The sequence below is a fragment of the Pollutimonas bauzanensis genome, assembly GCF_900129885.1.
GTDB classification, from domain to species: domain Bacteria; phylum Pseudomonadota; class Gammaproteobacteria; order Burkholderiales; family Burkholderiaceae_B; genus Pollutimonas; species Pollutimonas bauzanensis.
Genome location: NZ_FQXE01000010.1, coordinates 114,432 through 132,064, shown reverse-complemented (window position 1 = coordinate 132,064; position 17,633 = coordinate 114,432). Strand labels below are relative to the sequence as shown.

The 17,633-nt window shown below is 64.9% G+C and carries 14 protein-coding genes and 1 tRNA gene; 8 read left to right on the top strand and 7 right to left on the bottom strand.

Translation table 11 applies throughout. From position 1 onward, the window contains the following. Positions 1 to 10 precede the first annotated feature (10 nt). On the bottom strand, positions 11 to 964 hold the full coding sequence (miaA, locus tag BUB23_RS17635; protein ID WP_073105477.1) for a tRNA (adenosine(37)-N6)-dimethylallyltransferase MiaA: 954 nt from the start codon (positions 962 to 964) through the stop codon (positions 11 to 13). Continuing rightward, a complete protein-coding gene (mutL, locus tag BUB23_RS17630) occupies positions 961 to 2,844 on the bottom strand; it encodes a DNA mismatch repair endonuclease MutL (protein ID WP_073105474.1) in 1,884 nt (627 codons plus the stop codon). The genes miaA and mutL overlap by 4 nt, the downstream gene beginning before the upstream one ends. 120 nt (positions 2,845 to 2,964) lie before the next feature. On the opposite strand from mutL, the gene BUB23_RS17625 reads away from it, so the two are divergent. Next, positions 2,965 to 3,606 (top strand): VTT domain-containing protein, encoded by a 642-nt coding sequence (locus BUB23_RS17625; RefSeq protein ID WP_073105471.1) that lies wholly within the window; start codon positions 2,965 to 2,967, stop codon positions 3,604 to 3,606. A 12-nt stretch (positions 3,607 to 3,618) separates the two neighbouring features. Here BUB23_RS17625 and BUB23_RS17620 read toward each other — a convergent pair whose 3' ends face one another. The 3 genes from BUB23_RS17620 to BUB23_RS17610 are packed head-to-tail and all read right to left on the bottom strand — an operon-like array spanning position 3,619 to position 6,398. Next, positions 3,619 to 4,965, bottom strand: coding sequence for an N-acetylmuramoyl-L-alanine amidase (locus BUB23_RS17620; protein WP_073105468.1), 1,347 nt, complete (start codon positions 4,963 to 4,965; stop codon positions 3,619 to 3,621). After that, a complete protein-coding gene (gene tsaE / locus BUB23_RS17615) occupies positions 4,911 to 5,453 on the bottom strand; it encodes a tRNA (adenosine(37)-N6)-threonylcarbamoyltransferase complex ATPase subunit type 1 TsaE (RefSeq protein ID WP_073105465.1) in 543 nt (180 codons plus the stop codon). Before tsaE ends, BUB23_RS17620 begins: the two co-directional genes overlap by 55 nt. A gap of 9 nt (positions 5,454 to 5,462) precedes the next feature. Further along, positions 5,463 to 6,398: an AEC family transporter gene (locus BUB23_RS17610; protein WP_073105462.1), complete on the bottom strand. Its 936-nt coding sequence runs from the start codon at positions 6,396 to 6,398 to the stop codon at positions 5,463 to 5,465. Positions 6,399 to 6,557: 159 nt separating this feature from the next. Here BUB23_RS17610 and BUB23_RS17605 point away from each other — a divergent pair, with 159 nt between their 5' ends. Beyond that, a complete protein-coding gene (locus BUB23_RS17605) occupies positions 6,558 to 7,547 on the top strand; it encodes a tripartite tricarboxylate transporter substrate binding protein BugE (protein WP_073105460.1) in 990 nt (329 codons plus the stop codon). Between the two features lie 97 nt (positions 7,548 to 7,644). Continuing rightward, positions 7,645 to 7,719: transfer RNA gene (locus tag BUB23_RS17600), tRNA-Arg, on the top strand. Positions 7,720 to 7,740: 21 nt separating this feature from the next. Here BUB23_RS17600 and BUB23_RS17595 read toward each other — a convergent pair. Both BUB23_RS17595 and xerD read right to left on the bottom strand, forming a co-directional pair. Beyond that, a complete protein-coding gene (locus BUB23_RS17595; RefSeq protein WP_073105456.1) occupies positions 7,741 to 8,235 on the bottom strand; it encodes an aminoacyl-tRNA deacylase in 495 nt (164 codons plus the stop codon). A gap of 49 nt (positions 8,236 to 8,284) precedes the next feature. Further along, positions 8,285 to 9,196 carry a site-specific tyrosine recombinase XerD gene (xerD, locus tag BUB23_RS17590; RefSeq protein ID WP_073105453.1) on the bottom strand — a complete coding sequence of 304 codons (912 nt, stop codon included), beginning with the start codon at positions 9,194 to 9,196 and terminating at the stop codon, positions 8,285 to 8,287. A 207-nt stretch (positions 9,197 to 9,403) separates the two neighbouring features. Here xerD and modA point away from each other — a divergent pair, with 207 nt between their 5' ends. Genes modA through BUB23_RS17565 form a run of 5 tightly spaced genes read left to right on the top strand, consistent with a single transcriptional unit; the run spans position 9,404 to position 17,618 of the window. Continuing rightward, positions 9,404 to 10,159 carry a molybdate ABC transporter substrate-binding protein gene (gene modA, locus BUB23_RS17585; protein WP_073105450.1) on the top strand — a complete coding sequence of 252 codons (756 nt, stop codon included), beginning with the start codon at positions 9,404 to 9,406 and terminating at the stop codon, positions 10,157 to 10,159. Positions 10,160 to 10,171: 12 nt separating this feature from the next. Continuing rightward, complete coding sequence (gene modB / locus BUB23_RS17580; RefSeq protein WP_073105448.1) at positions 10,172 to 10,858, top strand: molybdate ABC transporter permease subunit; 687 nt, start codon at positions 10,172 to 10,174, stop codon at positions 10,856 to 10,858. Further along, entirely contained in the window at positions 10,858 to 11,595 is a 738-nt protein-coding gene (locus BUB23_RS17575) for an ATP-binding cassette domain-containing protein (RefSeq protein WP_073105445.1), read from the top strand. The genes modB and BUB23_RS17575 overlap by 1 nt, the downstream gene beginning before the upstream one ends. A 58-nt stretch (positions 11,596 to 11,653) precedes the next feature. Beyond that, a complete protein-coding gene (locus tag BUB23_RS17570) occupies positions 11,654 to 14,311 on the top strand; it encodes a PD-(D/E)XK nuclease family protein (RefSeq protein ID WP_073105442.1) in 2,658 nt (885 codons plus the stop codon). Beyond that, positions 14,301 to 17,618 carry a UvrD-helicase domain-containing protein gene (locus BUB23_RS17565; RefSeq protein ID WP_073105439.1) on the top strand — a complete coding sequence of 1,106 codons (3,318 nt, stop codon included), beginning with the start codon at positions 14,301 to 14,303 and terminating at the stop codon, positions 17,616 to 17,618. The genes BUB23_RS17570 and BUB23_RS17565 overlap by 11 nt, the downstream gene beginning before the upstream one ends. Positions 17,619 to 17,633: the final 15 nt, after the last annotated feature.

The window sequence follows — 17,633 nt, the reverse complement described above, 5'->3', positions numbered from 1 at the left end:
GAAGGCGGGCCTACGAGCCGCGGCCGCCTGCCGGCGGCCAGAATCCGGCAATCCTGTCCACGGCGCGCGCGGCCGCGTCGGGGGCCAGGCAGTCGATGACATGGCGCCCTGGCTGCGAGCGCAGCCAGGTCAGCTGGCGCTTGGCCAATTGGCGCGTGGCGGCGACCGCCTGCTCCACCGCCGGTTCCAGGCTGGTCCTGCCCTCCAGATGGTCCCACAATTGCCGATAACCCACGCAACGGATAGCTGGCAGCCCCGGATGCAGGTCGGGCCGCCGGCGCAGCGCCTGCACTTCCCCCAGCAGGCCCTGCTCTATCATGGCCCGAAAGCGCAGCGCTATCCTTGCGTGCAGCGCCAGGCGATCGGAGGGCTCCAGGCTGATCGTGATGAATCGCAGGCCGTCGTCGCGGGGAGGGCGGCCGTCGTCCAGCCAGGCGGACATCGGGCGGCCGCTGATCCGGTATATTTCAATGGCGCGCTGCAGGCGCTGGCTGTCGTTGGGCGCCAGCCGCGCGGCGGTCGCCGGGTCGAAGCCGGCCAGTTGCCGGTGCAGTTGCGGCCAGCCGCAAGCCTGCGCCTCATCGTCGATTTGCGCGCGGACCACTGGGTCCGCCGCGGGCAGTTCATTGAGCCCTTCCCGCAAGGCCTTGTAGTACAGCATGGTCCCGCCGCAGAGCAGCGGAATATTGCCTCTGGCCCTGATGGCTTGAATCAGCCCGGTGGCGTCTTGCTGGAACTCGGCGGCCGAATAGCTTTCGGCGGGGTCGCGGATATCCAGCAAATGATGGGGCGCCAGGGCCTGCTCGGCCTTGGACGGCTTGGCCGTGCCGATATCCATGCCGCGATAAATGGTCGCCGAATCGACGACGATGATTTCTATCGGCCAGCGCCGCGCCAGGGCCAGCGTCGTGGCGCTCTTGCCCGCGGCCGTGGGCCCCGCCAGGCAGATAATGGGCGTCGTCATTGGCCGCGCATGAACATTCTGTCGAGATCGCTGACCTGCCACTGCACCCAGGTCGGCCGGCCATGGTTGCATTGGTCGGCCCTTTCGGTCTGTTCCATTTTGCGCAGCAGGCCGTTCATTTCGTCCAGGGTCAGGCGCCGGTTGGCGCGCACCGAGCCATGGCAGGCCATGGTGGAAAGCAATTCGTTGCGCTGCTCGGTCAGGCGCGGCGACGTGCCCACGCTGGCCAGGTCGCGCAGGACGCCGCGCGCCAGCGATTCGATGTCGCCGTTGGCCAGCAGCGCGGGCACGGCCCGGACCGCCACGGACGCCGGCCCCGCCGCCCGCAGGGTCAGGCCCAGTTGCGCCAGGGTATCGCCATGTTCCTCGATGAGCCCGATTTCCTTTTCGGTGGCGGCGAAGACTACGGGCACCAGCAATTCCTGGCACGGCAGGCTTTGGGCGTCCATGGCTTTTTTCAGCTGTTCGTAGACCACGCGTTCGTGAGCCGCGTGCATATCGACGAGGACCAGTCCGGACTGGTTCTGGGCCAATATGTAGATGCCATGCAATTGCCCCAGCGCCATGCCCAGAGGGAATTCCTGCTCGCTTGCGGCCGCCGCGGCTTGCGGCCCGGGCGTGTCGCCGGGCGTGTCGCCGGGCGTGTCCAGGGGGCGGTAGAACGATTGCCAGTCAGCGCCGGCTCCGGCGCCGTGGTCGCGCAAGGGAAACGCGCGCTGGTACTGGCTCGGACGGAAAAAAGCCGGGCCCGGGACTGCCGGGTCGTCTGGCGGCGCCGGCGGCATTGGCGCGGAATACGCCGACGGCGCCGAGCCAGCGCCGCCGGGCGGGGCATAGGGGTCGGCATGCGGCGGCGCAAAGGCTGGGACCGGCCCGCCGGCGGCGGACTGCCCGCCGCCGCTGCCCAGCGTCTGGGTCAGCGCCTGGGATACGAAGCGGTGTATGGCGCCGCTGTCGCGAAAACGCACCTCGTGCTTGGCAGGGTGCACATTCACGTCCACGCCCGCGGGATCGACTTCCAGGAACAGCACATAGGCTGGCTGCCGGTCGCCATGCAGCACGTCGGCGTAAGCCTGCCGTATGGCATGCGCCACGGTGCGGTCCTTTACATAGCGGCCGTTCACGTACAGATACTGGCGATCGGCCCGGCTGCGGGCGTAGGTGGGGCGGGTCACGATGCCGCGCAGCGCGACCAGGCCGTGCTCCTGTTCGACCTGCAGGCCCTGCCCGACGAATTCGGCGCCCAGCACGTCGCGCAGGCGCTGGGGGATATCCGCGGCGCGCCAGTGGCGCTGCGGCTTGTCGTTGTGAAACAGCCGGAAGGCGATAGCCGGCTGCGCCAGGGCGATGCGCTCGAGCGCATCGACGCAATGGCCGTATTCGGTGGCTTCGGCGCGCAAAAACTTGCGGCGCGCCGGCACCTCGTCGAACAATTGCCGCACGTCTATGGTCGTGCCTATGGGGCCGGAGGCCGCCGCCGGATGGCTCTGGGCCGGCTCGATCTGCCAGGCATGGGCCTCGCCTTCGGTGCGCGAAGTCAGTGTCAGCCGCGCCACCGAGGCCACGGAAGCCAGCGCCTCGCCGCGGAAACCCATGGAGCTGACCGATTCGAGCTCATGCAGGCTGGCGATTTTGCTGGTGGCATGGCGCGTCAGCGCCAGGGCGAGCTCGGCCTCGGGGATGCCGCAGCCATCGTCGCTGACCGCGATGCGGCGTATGCCGCCCCCGTCCAGGCGCACTTCAATGGCCCGCGCGCCGGCGTCGATGGCGTTTTCCAGCAGTTCTTTCAAGACCGAGGCGGGGCGCTCGATGACTTCGCCGGCCGCGATCTGGCTGATGAGCAGATCGGGCAGGGGCGCGATGGAACGACGTTCAGGCATTAAGACATTCCGTTAGACTGTGGGTTGCGTTGAGTCCGATTTTAGCCCGTTGAATCGGACTTTTCTTTTTTTGCCGCGTCGAACACGCTATATTGCCGTATCTTTTTTTGGTAGCTTGCCATGCCCGATCTGTTGCACATGATTCTCCATATAGACCAATTCCTTGGCGCCTGGGTCGCCCAGTATGGGGAATGGATTTACCTGGTGCTGTTCCTGATTGTTTTTGGCGAGACCGGCCTGGTGGTGCTGCCATTCCTGCCCGGCGATTCGCTGCTGTTCATCGCGGGCGCCTTTGGCGCGTCGGGGATGCTGGACCCGGTGCTGCTGGCCGGTTTGCTGGTCCTTGCGGCCGTATTGGGCAATACCGTCAACTACGGGGTGGGCCGCTACCTGGGGCCGCGCGTCTTTACCAGCAATTATCGCTTCCTGGACCGCAGCGCCTTGATCAAGACCCATATCTTCTACGAGAAGCACGGCGGAAAAACCATAGTATTGTCGCGTTTTCTGCCGATATTCCGCACCTTCGCCCCTTTCGTGGCGGGCGTGGGCAGCATGAACTTCCTGCGCTTCCAGCTGTTCAATATATCCGGCGCCATATTGTGGGTGGGCAGTCTGGTGACCCTGGGCTACTTCTTCGGCAATGTCCCCATCATCAAGGAACACCTGAACACCATAGTCCTGGTGGGCGTGGGCGCCGCGGCGGTGCCCGTGGTCTTCGGCGCCTTGTGGAAAATCTTCAAGAAGAAATCGCCCGCTTCCTGAAGCGGGCGGCGTTCAGGCCCGGCGCGCCAGCGCGGGGCTGGAGGCGAAATAGCCGCTGATCCCGCTGAGCATGGCCTGCGCGATGCGGTCCTGATGCGCCGGGCTGCGCAGCAGGCGCTCTTCCTCGGGATTGCTGATGAACGCCGTTTCCACCAGGATGGATGGAATGTCCGGCGCCTTGAGCACGGCAAAGCCGGCCCGCTCGACCCGATTCTTGTGCAGGGTGTTGATTTTCCCGATCTCGCTCAGTATGCGGTCGCCCACCCGCATGGAGTCGTTGATCTGTGCCGCCGTGGACAGGTCCAGCAGCACCTGGGCCACCTGCTTGTTGTGCGACCCGAGGTTGATGCCGCCTACGAGGTCGGCGTCATTTTCGCGCTGGGCCATCCAGCGCGCGGCCGAGCTGGTGGCGCCGTTTTGCGACAAGGCGAAAATCGACGAGCCCCGGGCGCTGGGCTTGATCCAGGCGTCGGCATGGATGGAGATGAACAGATCGGCCTTGACGCGGCGGGCCTTCTGCACGCGCACCTGCAAGGGCACGAAGTAATCATTGTCGCGCGTCAGGTAGGCGCGCATATTGGGCTGGGCGTCGATCAGCTTCTTCAGGCGCCGCGCGATGCTCAGCACGATGTCTTTCTCGCGGGTGCCATTGCGGCCCACGGCGCCGGGGTCCTCGCCGCCATGGCCGGGGTCCAGGGCCACCAGTATCGGCTGGCCGCTGTCGCGCGGCTGGGCAATGCTGGGGGGCGGCGCCGCCGGCCCCCTGGGGTTCTTTGCCACGGGCGGCAGCTTCTGCCCTTCGACCGAAGGGATGGGCGCCTCCGAGGGCGAATTCTGGGCCAGGTCTTCCAGCACTTTGGCCAATGGGTCGCTGTCCTTGCCATCCATGATGGCCAGCAAGGGGTCTTGCGCAACCTTGGGATACAGATCCAGCACCAGCCGGTATTTGTATTCGCCTATGGGCTTGAGGGTAAAGACCTGCGGCGCGATAGGCTGCTTCAGGTCCATGACCAGGCGGATCACATCGGGCCGGTTCTGGGCGACGCGCACCGATCCGATATAGGGATCGTTGGGCTTGATCTTCGATACCAGGTCATTGATGGCGCGGCTCATGGTCAGGCCCTGGATGTCGACGACCAGCCTGTCGGGATGTTCCAGCACGAAATGTTCGGCCTTGAGTTCGCTGTCCATTTCAAGCGTGACGCGGGTGTATTCATCCGCCGGCCAGGTGCGTACCGCCAGGATCGTGCCCGCCATGGCCAGGCGGGGAACGACGGGCAGAAGAAACAAGGTGCTTGCGGTGGCTATGAGGCGGCGCCGGGAGAGTCCCGGGGAGGGAGGGCAAGTGTCGTCAGCCATAATTTTCCTTTGTTGCTATGGGCAGTTAAGCTGGCGTGCCGCCCGTTGTCTGCATATTCGAGATTGATGTCCAGGTCCGGGGGGGGTAACAAGTCGCCCGCTTGCTCCGGCCATTCGATCAAAACTACCGCTCTTTTTTGGAGTATATCCCGAAACCCGGCGTCCAGCCATTCGCGTGGATCGCTAAATCTATAAAAATCAAGGTGATAGAAGTATAAGTTAGAAAGATTATAGCTTTCAAGCAGCGCGTAGCTGGGACTTTTTATTCGGCCGGTGATGCCGGCCGCCCGCAGGAAGGCCCGCGCGAAGCTGGTCTTGCCCGCGCCGAGATCGCCGCGCAAGTGGATTCTGCCTCCCCGCTGGCTCGGTCCTATGGCCGGATGGGTGCCGCACAGCATGGGGGCCAGTGCCGCCGCCAGCGCTATCGTGGCGTTTTCATCTGGTAAATACAGGCTTCTTGTCGCTAATATGGTGTTTTCATTTTTCATATGCGCAGGCTATGGGCGGACGCCCATCATTAGCCAGAAAGGAATGGTCAATGCGGAAAGCAATGTCCCGACCGACATCGTGACGGCCACCAGCCGGCCGTCGCCGCCCATTCTCGCGGCCAAAACATAGGCGGAAGAGGCCGTCGGCAAGGCGCTAAATAACAACAGTACCTGGCGTTCGACCACCGGCAGGTCCATCGCCCATCCGATAAAGATGGCGGCGACCGGGGTCAGCAACAAGCGCAGGGCCAGCATCCATGCCATCAGCCTGGCGGCGCCTTTGGCACCCTGCAGCGAAAGCGTCGCGCCCACGCACATCAGCCCGATGGCGATGGCGCAGGCGCCCAGGCGTCCCAGGGCGACATCGACGGCCTTTGGAACAGGCACCGCAAAAATATTGCATAACAAGGCCAATACCGTGGCGATGATAAACGGATTGCGCAGGATTTCCGCGAATACCTTGCCGCCGTTCTGGCGGGCCAGGCCATGCACCGCCGCCATATTGGAAATAGGCACGGCAAAGCCCACGATCACCGCCATGACGGTCTGCCCGGCCGAGCCCGCCAGGCCGCCAGCGATCGACAGGCCCATATAGGTATTGAAACGATAGGCGCACTGGGCGACGGAGGCATGCGCCACCGGGTCGGGCCTCAAGACCGGCACGGCCAGCCAGGCCAATGCCACGCCGAAAGCCATGACGCCGACCGTGGCCTGCAACAGCACATAGGTCCCCGAAAGGCTCAAGGGCGTTTGAGTAATGGAATGGAACAGCAAGGCGGGAAACAGCACGAAATAGACCAGTTGCTCGGCGCCACGGAAAAATTCGCCGGAAAACTTCAGCTTGTGAAACAGCGCCCACCCCAGGGCGATCAGTAAAAAGTCGGGCAGGACGAGCTGGATGACGGACATAAGAATACAGGCAGGAATCGCGGAATGGGACGCCATTTTAGGCGCATTGCCGGACGCGGGGCGAAGAATGCAGGGGCCGATACCGGCAGACAGGTGCAAGCAATTGCTGTTATCCTTCCTTTCAGAATGAAGCGGCTTGGCTAAAATAAAGGCCTCGTTTTCCAAAAATATGTTTTTTCAACGGAGAGACTCCCTATGGCCCCATTTCGAAATAAATTTGCCGTCGTCGCCCTGGTTGCCGGCGTCGCGTCGGCGTTCGGCGCCGGCCCGGCCGCTGCCGCCGACTATCCCAGCCAGCCCATACGGGTCATCGTTCCTTTTGCGCCTGGCGGCTCGACCGACATCGTCGCGCGCATCGTCACGCAGCGCATGGGCCAGGAACTCGGCCAGACGCTGGTGGTCGAGAACAAGGGCGGAGCCGGCGGTGCCATCGGCGCCGCCGAAGCCGCGCGCGCCAAGCCGGACGGCTACACACTGTCCATAGCGACGGTGTCCACTCTGGCGGTGCTGCCGGCATGCCGTCCCAAGGACCTGCCCTACGATCCGCTGACCGATTTCGTTCCGGTCACCAATTTCGCCAACGTGCCTAACGTGATCGAAGTCAATCCCAAGTTCCCCGCCAAGGATTTCAAAGAATTCGTAGCGGCTCTCAAGGCCAATCCAGGCAAGTACTCCTACGGAAGCTCGGGTACTTGCTCCGTGCTGCACCTGTTTGGCGAGGCCTTCAAGCTGGCGACCGACACGGATGCCGTGCACGTCCCCTACAAGGGCTCGGGCCCTGCCGTGACGGACGCCGTAGGCGGCCAGATCGAAATCATGTTCGACAATCTGCCGTCTTCCATGCCGCAAATCCAGGCCGGCAACCTGCGCGCCATGGCGGTTGCCTGGCCGGAACGCCTGGCGTCCCTGAAGGATGTTCCGACACTGGCCGAAGCCGGCTACCCCCAGCTCAACCAGCCGGCATGGTATGGCTTGCTGGCTCCCAAGGGCACGCCTCCTGAAATCGTCAAAAAATTGCGCGACGCGGCGGTGGTGGCTCTGAAAGATCCCAAAGTCATCGAGACCCTCGAAAAACAGGGCGCCGCTCCTTCGGGCAACACGCCTGAAGAATTCGCCAAGGAAATCAAGGTGCAATTCGATTGGGCCAAGGACGTGGTCGCCAAAGGCAACATCAAGCTGGAGTAGCGGGCTTACTGCCGTTTTATTGCCTCGGAGGAAGCCGGCATGAAGCGTGCCGGCTTTTTTCCGGGCAGAGTGTCTTATAATTGCCCCCTTCGGCCGAGTCCCCGTAGTTAAATGGATATAACTTTCCCCTCCTAAGGGAAGATTGCAGGTTCGATTCCTGCCGGGGACGCCACTCAATTATCGGGGCTGGCGCCTAGCCCTTGGCCAAGGCCACATTCACGGGTTTGGCGCCCAGCAAGCCGCTCAGCGCCGACGCTGGCACGCCTATCAAATAGCCGCGCCGGCCGCCATTCAGGTAGATCACCGGCAACTCCAGAAGCCCCGCCTCGATCCAGACCGGCATTTTCTTGCGGGTCGCGAAAGGCGATGTGCCGCCCACCAGGTAGCCCGAATGCTTCTGCGCCGTCTCGGGACTGCATGGGCCGACTTTTTTTGCGCCTATCTGGCGCGCCAGGTTTTTGGTCGAAACTTCGCAATCGCCGTGCATGACGACGATCAGCGGCCGTGCGCTCTCGTCTTCCATGATCAGGGTCTTGGCGACCTGCCGCGGCTCCAGGCCCAGCTGCCTTGCCGCTTCCAGGGCGCCGCCGTGGTCTACATATTCATAGGGATGCTCGCTGTAGGCGACCTGGTTTTTTTTCAGAAACTGGGTGGCGGGAGTTTCCGAGACGTGCTTGTCTTTTGCCATGATGTCGATGCTTATGTGCTTATGTGCTTATGTGCCCGCGCCCGCCTGTTCAGGCGCGCGGATGGTGCCTGGCATGCAGGGCCTTGAGCCTTTCGCGCGCCACATGAGTATATATCTGCGTGGTGGAAATATCGGCATGCCCCAGCAGCATCTGCACGACGCGCAGGTCGGCGCCGTGGTTCAGCAAATGCGTGGCGAAGGCGTGCCGCAGCACATGGGGCGACAAGGGCGTATGGATTTCGGCCTGGAGCGCGTGCTTTTTCACGATCAGCCAGAACGACTGGCGCGTCATGGCGGCGGCCCGCGCCGTCACGAACAGGGCATCGCAGCGGCGCGGCCCCAGCAATTCGGGCCGCGCCTGTTTCATGTACAAGTCTATCCAGTGCTGCGCTTCGTCGCCCAGCGGCACCAGGCGGTCTTTTCCGCCCTTGCCCATGTTCACGCGCACCACGCCTTCGGTAAGGCTCACGTCCAGCACATTGAGGTTGATCAGTTCGCTGACCCGCAGGCCGGTGGCGTAAAGCGTTTCCAGCATGGCGCGGTCGCGCAGGCCCAGGGTGCCGCGCTCATCGGGGGCCTGCAGCAGGGCGTCCACCTGGTCTTCCGACAGGGTCTTGGGAAAGCGCGCCGCCTGCTTGGCCGCGCGCAGGGTCAGGCAGGGGTCCCTGGACACCAGGCCGTGGCGCAGGGCCCACAGGTAATAGCGCCGCAGGGCAGCCAGGCGGCGATTGGCGGTAGTGGCCTTGCTGGTCGCATGGCGTGCGGCAAACCAGTCCTGGATGTCGGCCGCGTCCGCCTGCTCCAGCGCCTTGCCCTTTTTTCCGTGCAGCCACAGCGCGAAAGCGCCGAGGTCGCGCCTGTAGGCCGACAGCGTGTTCTGCGCCAGGCCGTCTTCCAGCCAGACGGCATCGATAAAGGTATCGATGGAAGCGGGGGGCGAAAAAACCAAGTTCGTTGCCATGGAAAATGCCGCGGATACGGCGTATGGATGGGAAAGGCGGGGCCGGATCCGGCCTCGCCTGGTCATCCGCATCTTATCCCATCGGCGGCCGGCCTGATCTATTTCAAACAAGCTTGACCATTGCGTTTGACTATCGCTATATAGGTGGATATATTACGAAATCGTCCAGTATGTAATCTTCACAACAGCTGTCTATCGGGGAAAACAATGAAATTGAAACGATTTATCGCAACAGCGGTTTTTGCTACGCTGGGATGGAATGCCACGGCCCTGGCCGACGATATCGTCGTGTCGGCGGCGGCCAGCCTGACCAATGCTTTCACTGAACTGGGCACGCAGTTCCAGCAGCAGCATCCGGGCACCAAGGTTTTGAACAGTTTCGCCGCGTCGGACGTCCTGGTCCAGCAAATCATCCACGGCGCGCCGACGGATATCTTCGCCTCGGCGGACCAGAAGGCGATGGACAAGGCCGTCGAAGCCAAGGTCATCGACGCGGCGTCGCGCAAGGATTTCGTCCGCAATGAAGTCGTCCTCATCGTGCCCGCCGACAACCCGCTCAAGATCAAATCGCTGGCCGACCTCAAGGGCGCGAGCGTCAAGCGCGTGGCGTTCGGCAATCCGGCCACCGTCCCGGTGGGGCGCTACACCCAGGCCGGCCTCGAGAAAACCGGCAACTGGGATGACGTGAAGAAAAGGGAAGTCCTGGGCCAGAATGTGCGCCAGGTGCTGGACTATGTGGCGCGCGGCGAAGTGGACGCGGGCTTTGTCTTCGCCACCGACGCGGCCATCATGAAGGGCAAGGTAACGGTCATTGAAACACTGCCTTCGCCCATACCGGTGCTGTATCCCATCGCCCTGGTGCAGCGCGAGAAGCGCAATCCCCAGGCCGCTGACTTCCTGGCTTACATCCTCTCGCCTCAAGGGCAGGCCGTCCTGGCCAAATACGGTTTTTCCAAACCGTAAGAGGCCCTGCGCATGAGCAGCCTCACCGTTCCTTTATTGCTTTCCTTGAAGGTTGCGGGCTGGGCTGCCTTTTTCGCGGCGATCCTGGGCATCGCCATGGCCTATGGCCTGTCGCGCTGGCGTTCGCGCTGGTGCGACGTCGTCGATTCGCTGCTCACCCTGCCCATGGTGCTGCCCCCCACCGTCATCGGCTATTACCTGCTGGTGCTGCTGGGCCGCCGCGGCTGGCTCGGGCCCTTCCTGGAACAATTCGGAATCCAGCTGGTGTTCACCTGGCAGGGCGCGGTCATTGCCGCCACGGTGGTGGCCTTCCCCATGGTGCTCAAGGCCGCGCGCGCCGCCTTCGAGGGTGTCGACCATACCCTGGAGGATGCGGCCAGGGTATTGGGCATAGGCGCTCCCGGCGTGTTCTTCAGGGTCACCCTGCCGCTGGCGCTGCGCGGCATCCTGGCGGGGGTGTTGCTGGCATTTGCGCGGGCATTGGGCGAATTCGGCGCCACTTTGATGATAGCCGGCAGCATACCCGGGCGCACCCAGACCTTGTCGATTTCCATCTACGAGGCTGTCCAGGCCGGCAACGATGATCTTGCGAACATCCTTGTGCTGGTGACGTCTTTCACTTGCATCGCGGTGCTCTGGATAGCCAGCCAACTGCTGCCTGACAATCTGCGCATAAAAGGGTCGAGGGACAGGTCGTGATGATCAGCATGCACATCAAGCGGCGCCTGCAGGCTGGCGCGCGCGAATTTACACTGGATATCGCGATAGAATCGGCGGCCCCGCGCATCGCCTTGTTCGGCCCATCGGGCTCGGGCAAGACTCTTACGGTGCAAGCCATTGCTGGCTTGCTGCGCCCCGACAGCGGCTATATCCAGGTGAACGGGGTCACCCTGTACAGCTCGGAGCAGGGGGTCTTCCTGGCCCCGCAGGCGCGCCACCTGGCTTACCTGCAGCAGAACTACGGCTTGTTTCCGCATTTGAACGTCGCGCAGAATATCGGTTTCGGCCTGAAGAAGGGCTGGCTCAATCCGCGGCGCAATGCCTTGCCCGAGGCGGCGCGCCGCTGGATCGAGGCCTTCGAGCTGGAAGCCATCCTCGGCAGCTACCCCGCCGAAATATCGGGCGGGCAGAAACAGCGCGTGGCCCTGGCGCGCGCCCTGGCCGTCGAGCCACGGATGGTGCTGCTGGATGAACCGCTGGCGGCGCTGGATTCCACCCTGCGCCAGAAAATGCGCGGCGAACTGGCTGCGCTGCAGGCCAGGCTGAACATTCCCACCATCCTCATTACCCACGATCCCGCCGACGTGGTGGCGCTGGCCGACCATGTGTATCAAATCGAAAATGGCAGGATAGTGGCAAATTGCTCGCCGCAGCAGTTGTTCCCATCCGGCCGCGCCGCGCCGGGCATCACGCAAGACGCCCTGAAAATAGCATAGCCCGGGAGGTAAGCCGTTAGAATGACGCTCTTACTTATCAGCATGGCGCCCTGGAACAATGATAGCTGCCTACGCATCCGTTTCCCCGGATGGTCTTTCGGATTTCAACCCCGGCTCGACCCTGATCCTGACCGTCAATAACCGGCATGCGCGCCGCATTCTCGCCGAGTTGTCGGCCAGCCTGAGCGAGACGCGCCGGGTGATGGCCGTGCCGGACATCATTCCCCTGTCGGGCTGGCTGGCGCAGGCCGCCGACCAGTTGTCGTTCATTCCCGGTTCGGAGCTGGCCTCGCACACTGTCGATGCCTTCGGCTCGCAATTCCTGTGGCAGCGCGTGATTGCCGATGTGGAGTCCGACCATGCCCTGCTGGACGTGGCGCAGGCCGCGCGCCTGGCGGCGCAAGCCGACCATTTGCTGGATGAATGGCGGATCAAGGTGCCGGCCGAACTGGAAACCGCCGAATATCAGCGTTTCCAGGTATGGCGCGCGCATTACCGGGCCATGCTGGCCGACATGGATCTGGAGGACGGCAACCTGGCCTACGAAAGAATACATGGCGCCATGCATGGCGGCTTGCTTTCCCTGCCTTTCACGACGCTGGTGCTGGCCGGGTTCAATGAAGTATCGCCGCGCTTCTCCAGCGTGCTGGCGGCCATGCAGGCGCAGGGCATAGAGGTGCTCGCCCTGGACAGCCGCCAGCAGAAGGCCGGCGACCTGCGGCGCGTCGCCGCGCCCGATCCGGACCATGAATGGCGCATGGCGGCGCGCTGGGCCGCGGACAATTTGCGGCGGCATCCCGCCGGACGCTATGCCATCGTGGCCGCCAGGCTCGAGGCCGATGTGGTGCTGGCCCATCGCAGCCTGCGCGCCGCCCTGGGCGCCGACGCCGAGGGCAGGCCGGTTCCATACAATATCGCGGTGGCCAGGCCCTTGGCGGAATGGCCGCTGGTGCGCGCCGCGCTGGCCTGGCTGCGCATAGTGGCCCAGTTCGCCCAAAAGAAATATTGCGCGCCGGCCGACCTGGGCCAGGCGCTGCTGGCCGGAGGGTGCGCCGGCGATGCGCGCGAGGCGCCAGGGCGTGCCGCGATAGACGCGTTCTGGCGCAGGCAGGCCACGACCAGGGTGTCGCTTGCCGACTTCCGGCGCCTGCTGGAACGGCACGCCCCCAGCCTGGGCGCCGCCTGGAAGCTCTGCGAGGATGCCTGGCCGGACCAGACCGGCACGGCGGACATCGATGCCTGGACACGGCGCTTCCGGCTATGGCTGCAAGCCCTCGGGTTTCCCGGCCAGGCGGGCCTCGACAGCCATGCCTACCAGGTCGTGGAAGCCTTCGATAGCCTGGTCGATCGCCTCGCCCGGCAAGCGCCCGCGGTCGGGCCATCGGGTTTTTCGGGGGCGGTGGCCATGTTGAGCCGCCTGGCGCGCGAGACGCCATTCCAGCCGCAGCGCGATCCGGGGGCGCGGCTGGACGTGCTCGGCTTCCTGGAATCGGAAGGCGGGCGCTGGGATGGGGTGTGGGTGCTGGGCCTGACCGACGACGTGCTGCCCGCGGTGCCCAAGCCCAACCCCTTCATTCCCTTGGCGGCCCTGCGCCAGGCCAATGCGCCGCGCGCCACGCCCGACCGGGAGTTGCATTGGGCCCAGACCATGTACGACGCGTTGCTGGCCTGCGCGCCCGAGGTGCTGCTCAGCCACGCCCTGCACGAAGGCGAAAGCGAATTGCGGCCCAGTCCTTTCATCGCCGGGCTGGATATCGCCGAGATGGCGGCGCAAGCCGTGGAGCAGGGCGCCTGCGCGCTCGAATATGTGCTGGACGATCACGGGCCGGCCTTGCAGGCGGGCGGCAAGACGCGCGGCGGCATAGGGGTCATAGACACCCAGGCGCGCAATCCCTTGTGGGCTTTCGTGAAGTACCGGCTGGGCGCGAGCCAGATGGTGGACTACGCCGATATTTCCGACCAGAACGCGCGCGGAATATTTCTGCACCGGGCGATCGAGCTGGTGTGGCGCATGGTGCCCGACCAGCAGGGCTTGAGGGATCTGCAGGCTGATGGACGGCTGGCCGGCTTGCTGGAGCAGGCCCTGCGGCAGGCGGCGGATGAATGCCTGCAGGATTACGGCGCGGCGCTGCGCTCGCTGGAGACCGCGCGCGCCTTGCGGGTGCTGGAAGAGTGGCTGGCGCTGGAAGCGGCGCGCGCGCCATTCAGGGTGCGCGATGTGGAGCAGAGCTATCAATGGTCGCACGGCCCGCTCGAACTGAATCTGCGGCTCGACCGCATCGACGAATTGCATGACGGCCGCCTGGCGGTCATCGATTACAAGGCGGGCGACAGCGACATCGACCCGCGCCCGGACTGGATGCGCCAGCGTCCGGTGGGCTTGCAGCTGCCTTTTTATGCCGCGGTGCTGGCGGGCGAGGACCAGGCGGTTGCCGCGCTGGTCCTGGCCAGGCTGCATGCGCGCGGGATACAGGTGAAGGGGCTGGTCGACGGCGATTACGGCCTCGATGGATTGTCGGCCGTGAACGAATGGCCGGCCTTCGCCGGCTATACCTGGGACAGGCTGATGTCTGAATGGCGCCATACCATCGAAAGCCTGGCCCGGGAATATGCCGCGGGCGTGGCGCGCAATGAAAGCCTGCGCCCGGACGACATCAGGTTCTGCGATGTCCTGCCTTTCCTGCGCCTGACCGAGGAGTACCGGCATGCCGATTAAGCAGCCCAGCGACAGCGCCGTGCGGGCCGCCGCCATCGATCCGGCCCGCTCCTTCATCATCCAGGCTCCCGCCGGCTCGGGCAAGACCGAATTGCTGACCGACCGGATCCTGGCGCTGCTTGCCACCGTGAACCGTCCCGAGGAAATCGTGGCGATTACCTTCACGCGCAAGGCCGCCTCGGAGATGCATGCGCGCGTGCTTGGGAAGCTTGCGGCGGGCAGGGGCCCATGTCCGGCCGAGTCCTACAAGCAGCGCAGCTGGCAACTGGCGCAGAAGGCCATGCAGCGCAATGACGAGCTGGGCTGGAACCTGCTGCAATACCCGGCGCGCCTGAGCATACGCACCATAGATTCGTTTTGCACCTATCTGGTCAGGGCGATGCCGTGGCTCAGTTCGCTGGGCGGCTTGCCGGGCATTACCGACAATGCCAGGGAACACTACGAGGCGGCGGCCAAGGCCACGCTGGCCATGGCCGACGAGAACGACGCCGTGGCCAGGCTGATTTCGCACCTGGACGTCAACCGGCAAAGCGCGCAGGGCCTGCTGGCCGATATGCTGGCCAGCCGCGACCACTGGCTGCCGCTGCTTGCGCCGGGCAGCGACGTCGACCAATTGCTCGACAACCTGGACCGGGCGGTGCAGTCGGACCTGGAGCGCCTGTCCCAGGCCATGCCGCCGGGCTGGGCCGGCGCGCTCGCCCCCATGGTGTCGCGCGCGGCCAGCGTGCTGGCGGGCAAAGGCGCGCCCGAGGACTGGTGCATCCTGGAAGACTGGCGAGGCGAGGCTTTCGATAGCGACATATCCTGCCTGGCGCAGTGGCAGGCCTTGGCCGATGTGCTGCTGACCAAGGAAAACAAGCTGCGGCGCACAGTCAATATACGCCAGGGCTTCGAAGCCAAGGCGGATTACAAAGATGATTTCCTCGCCTGGATCAAGGCGGTGCCGGAGGCCGAGCCCTGGGTCGCGGCCCTGGCCGATATCCGCAGCGCCCCGCGCGGCGGCTACAGCGGCGAGCAGCAGGAAACCTTGCGCGTCCTCATCGAAGTCCTGTGGCTGGCCGCCGCCCAGCTGAATGTCTGCTTTACCGAAGCGGCCGAAGTGGATTTCACCGAAATCTCGCGCCGCGCCCTCGACGCCCTGGGGCAGGTCGACGACCCCAGCGACCTGCTGTTGGCGCTGGATACCGTCATCCGCCACATACTGGTCGATGAGTTCCAGGACACGAGCCAATCGCAGATCCAGCTGCTCGAGCGCCTGACTTCGGGCTGGATGGCGGGCGATGGCCGCACGCTGTTCCTGGTGGGCGACCCCATGCAGTCGATCTATCGTTTCCGCAAGGCCGAAGTGGGCTTGTTCCTGACGGTAAAAGAGCGCGGCCTGGGCGAGGTTGCCCTGACTCCGCTGGAGCTCAAGGACAATTTCCGTTCCCAGGCGCAGCTGGTGGACTGGGTGAACAAGACTTGCCGGCCTATTTTTCCCAAAGAAGACCATCCCGGGCTGGGGGCCATCCGCTATACGGACTCGGTGGCGTTCAACGACGCGGTGGAGGGCCTGGGCGTGGAGTTCCATCCGGTATGGACGCTCAAGGGCGCGCAGGATCCCGAGTCCGGCGACCCGGCCGCCACCGCCGAATCCATCGCGATACAGCTGGCCAATGAGGCTTTGGCGCGCCATCCGGACAGCGAGCATCCGGTGGCCATACTGGTCAGGGCCCGCAGCCACCTGGACAGCATCGTGCATCGCCTGGCCCAGCAGAATATTCCCTGCCGCGCCGTCGAGCTCGTATCGCTGAAGTCCCGCCAAGTGGTCATAGACCTTGCGCAACTGGCGCGCGCCTTGTCGCATCCGGCCGACAGGCTGGCCTGGCTGTCGGTCCTGCGCTCGCCGCTGTGCGGCCTGACCCTGGCCAGCCTGCACGCCTTGTGCGGCGCCGATTTGCGCGCGGCAGTGCCCGCGCTGCTGGCCAAGTGGCTGGCGCAGGGCGGCGGGGCCGGGCTGGACGAAATGGAAGCCAAGCGCATGCGGCACGCGGCCGCGGTGCTGCTGGACGCCAGCAATGCCTCGGGCGCCATCCCGTTCGCCGCCTGGCTGGAGAGCTGCTGGCAGCGCCTGGGCGGGCCGGCCGTCTACAGCAGCCAGAGCGATGCGGCCGATGCCGAACGGCTGTTGCGGCTGGTCGAAGAGCTGGCCCCCTATGGCAACCTGGATCCGGCGGCGCTGGACGAGCGGCTGGAAAAACTGTATGCGGCCCCCGAGGGCAGCGGCCAGGCGGTGGAGGTCATGACCATACACAAGTCCAAGGGGCTGGAATTCGACACCGTCATCCTGGCCGGCCTGCATCGCCGGCCCAAGGGGGATACTCCGCCCTTGCTGCGTTTCGAGCATAGCGGCGGCGAGCTGTTGCTGGGCCCGATCAAGCACAAGGTATCGGACGAGCATGACCCGGTGTCGGTGTACCTGGCCGGGCGCGACAAGAAGCGCGCGGCCTACGAGGCCGACCGGCTCTTGTACGTGGCCTTGACGCGCGCCCGCCAGCAACTGCATTTGATAGGCGCCGTAACGCTGGAGGACGGGCCCGCCATGAAAAGGCCCGAGCCGGCTTCCTTGCTGGGGCGTTTGTGGGACTACATGCAAGCGCCCGAGATTCCCGAGCTTGCCGAACTGGGCGGCGATGGCGCGGCGCCCGACGCTCCCCGGCCGCAGCGCCTGCTGGTGCGCATGGCGGCGCAATCGCTGCCGGCCGCCGCCGCGCCGCAAATCGTTCCGCCGCAGGCCGGCGGCTGGGCCTGGCGGCCGGATTCCGGCCACGAGAGCATGGTCGGGACAGTGGCTCACGCCTGGCTGGAGCGCATAGGCAAGGAGGGCATCGATGCCTGGTCCGTTGAGCGCGTCGACGGCAGCCTGCCCATCTTCCGCAAGCAACTGAGCCGCGCCGGCCTGGTCGGGGCGGCGGTCGATGCCGCCACCCAGGTATTGCGCGACACCCTGGCGGCCACCCTGGAGAGCCCGAAGGGCCGGTGGCTGCTATGGGCCGCGCGCGCCCACCGGGAATGGTCGCTGCTGGACGTGAGCGGCCGCGTCTCGGTGATAGACCTGGCGATTTCGCAGGAGCAGGACTGGCTCGTCGTCGACTACAAGACCGGCGTGCCGCAAGGCGGCGAAACGCGCGATGCTTTCGCCGGCCGCATGCGCGAGCGCTACCGCGAGCAAATCGAACGCTACTGCGCCCATGTCAGCGCCCTGGACGGGCGGCCCGCGCGCGGCGCCCTGTACTTTCCCCGGGCCGATGTGTGGGTGGATTACTGAAACCGCAAACCCTGT

Excerpts from the sequence above, each read along its gene's own strand:
- miaA (WP_073105477.1), bottom strand. The coding sequence starts at position 964 with ATGACGACGCCCATTATCTGCCTGGCGGGGCCCACGGCCGCGGGCAAG.
- mutL (WP_073105474.1), bottom strand. The coding sequence starts at position 2,844 with ATGCCTGAACGTCGTTCCATCGCGCCCCTGCCCGATCTGCTCATCAGC.
- BUB23_RS17625 (WP_073105471.1), top strand. The coding sequence starts at position 2,965 with ATGCCCGATCTGTTGCACATGATTCTCCATATAGACCAATTCCTTGGC.
- BUB23_RS17620 (WP_073105468.1), bottom strand. The coding sequence starts at position 4,965 with ATGGCTGACGACACTTGCCCTCCCTCCCCGGGACTCTCCCGGCGCCGC.
- tsaE (WP_073105465.1), bottom strand. The coding sequence starts at position 5,453 with ATGAAAAATGAAAACACCATATTAGCGACAAGAAGCCTGTATTTACCA.
- BUB23_RS17610 (WP_073105462.1), bottom strand. The coding sequence starts at position 6,398 with ATGGCGTCCCATTCCGCGATTCCTGCCTGTATTCTTATGTCCGTCATC.
- BUB23_RS17605 (WP_073105460.1), top strand. The coding sequence starts at position 6,558 with ATGGCCCCATTTCGAAATAAATTTGCCGTCGTCGCCCTGGTTGCCGGC.
- BUB23_RS17595 (WP_073105456.1), bottom strand. The coding sequence starts at position 8,235 with ATGGCAAAAGACAAGCACGTCTCGGAAACTCCCGCCACCCAGTTTCTG.
- xerD (WP_073105453.1), bottom strand. The coding sequence starts at position 9,196 with ATGGCAACGAACTTGGTTTTTTCGCCCCCCGCTTCCATCGATACCTTT.
- modA (WP_073105450.1), top strand. The coding sequence starts at position 9,404 with ATGAAATTGAAACGATTTATCGCAACAGCGGTTTTTGCTACGCTGGGA.
- modB (WP_073105448.1), top strand. The coding sequence starts at position 10,172 with ATGAGCAGCCTCACCGTTCCTTTATTGCTTTCCTTGAAGGTTGCGGGC.
- BUB23_RS17575 (WP_073105445.1), top strand. The coding sequence starts at position 10,858 with ATGATCAGCATGCACATCAAGCGGCGCCTGCAGGCTGGCGCGCGCGAA.
- BUB23_RS17570 (WP_073105442.1), top strand. The coding sequence starts at position 11,654 with ATGATAGCTGCCTACGCATCCGTTTCCCCGGATGGTCTTTCGGATTTC.
- BUB23_RS17565 (WP_073105439.1), top strand. The coding sequence starts at position 14,301 with ATGCCGATTAAGCAGCCCAGCGACAGCGCCGTGCGGGCCGCCGCCATC.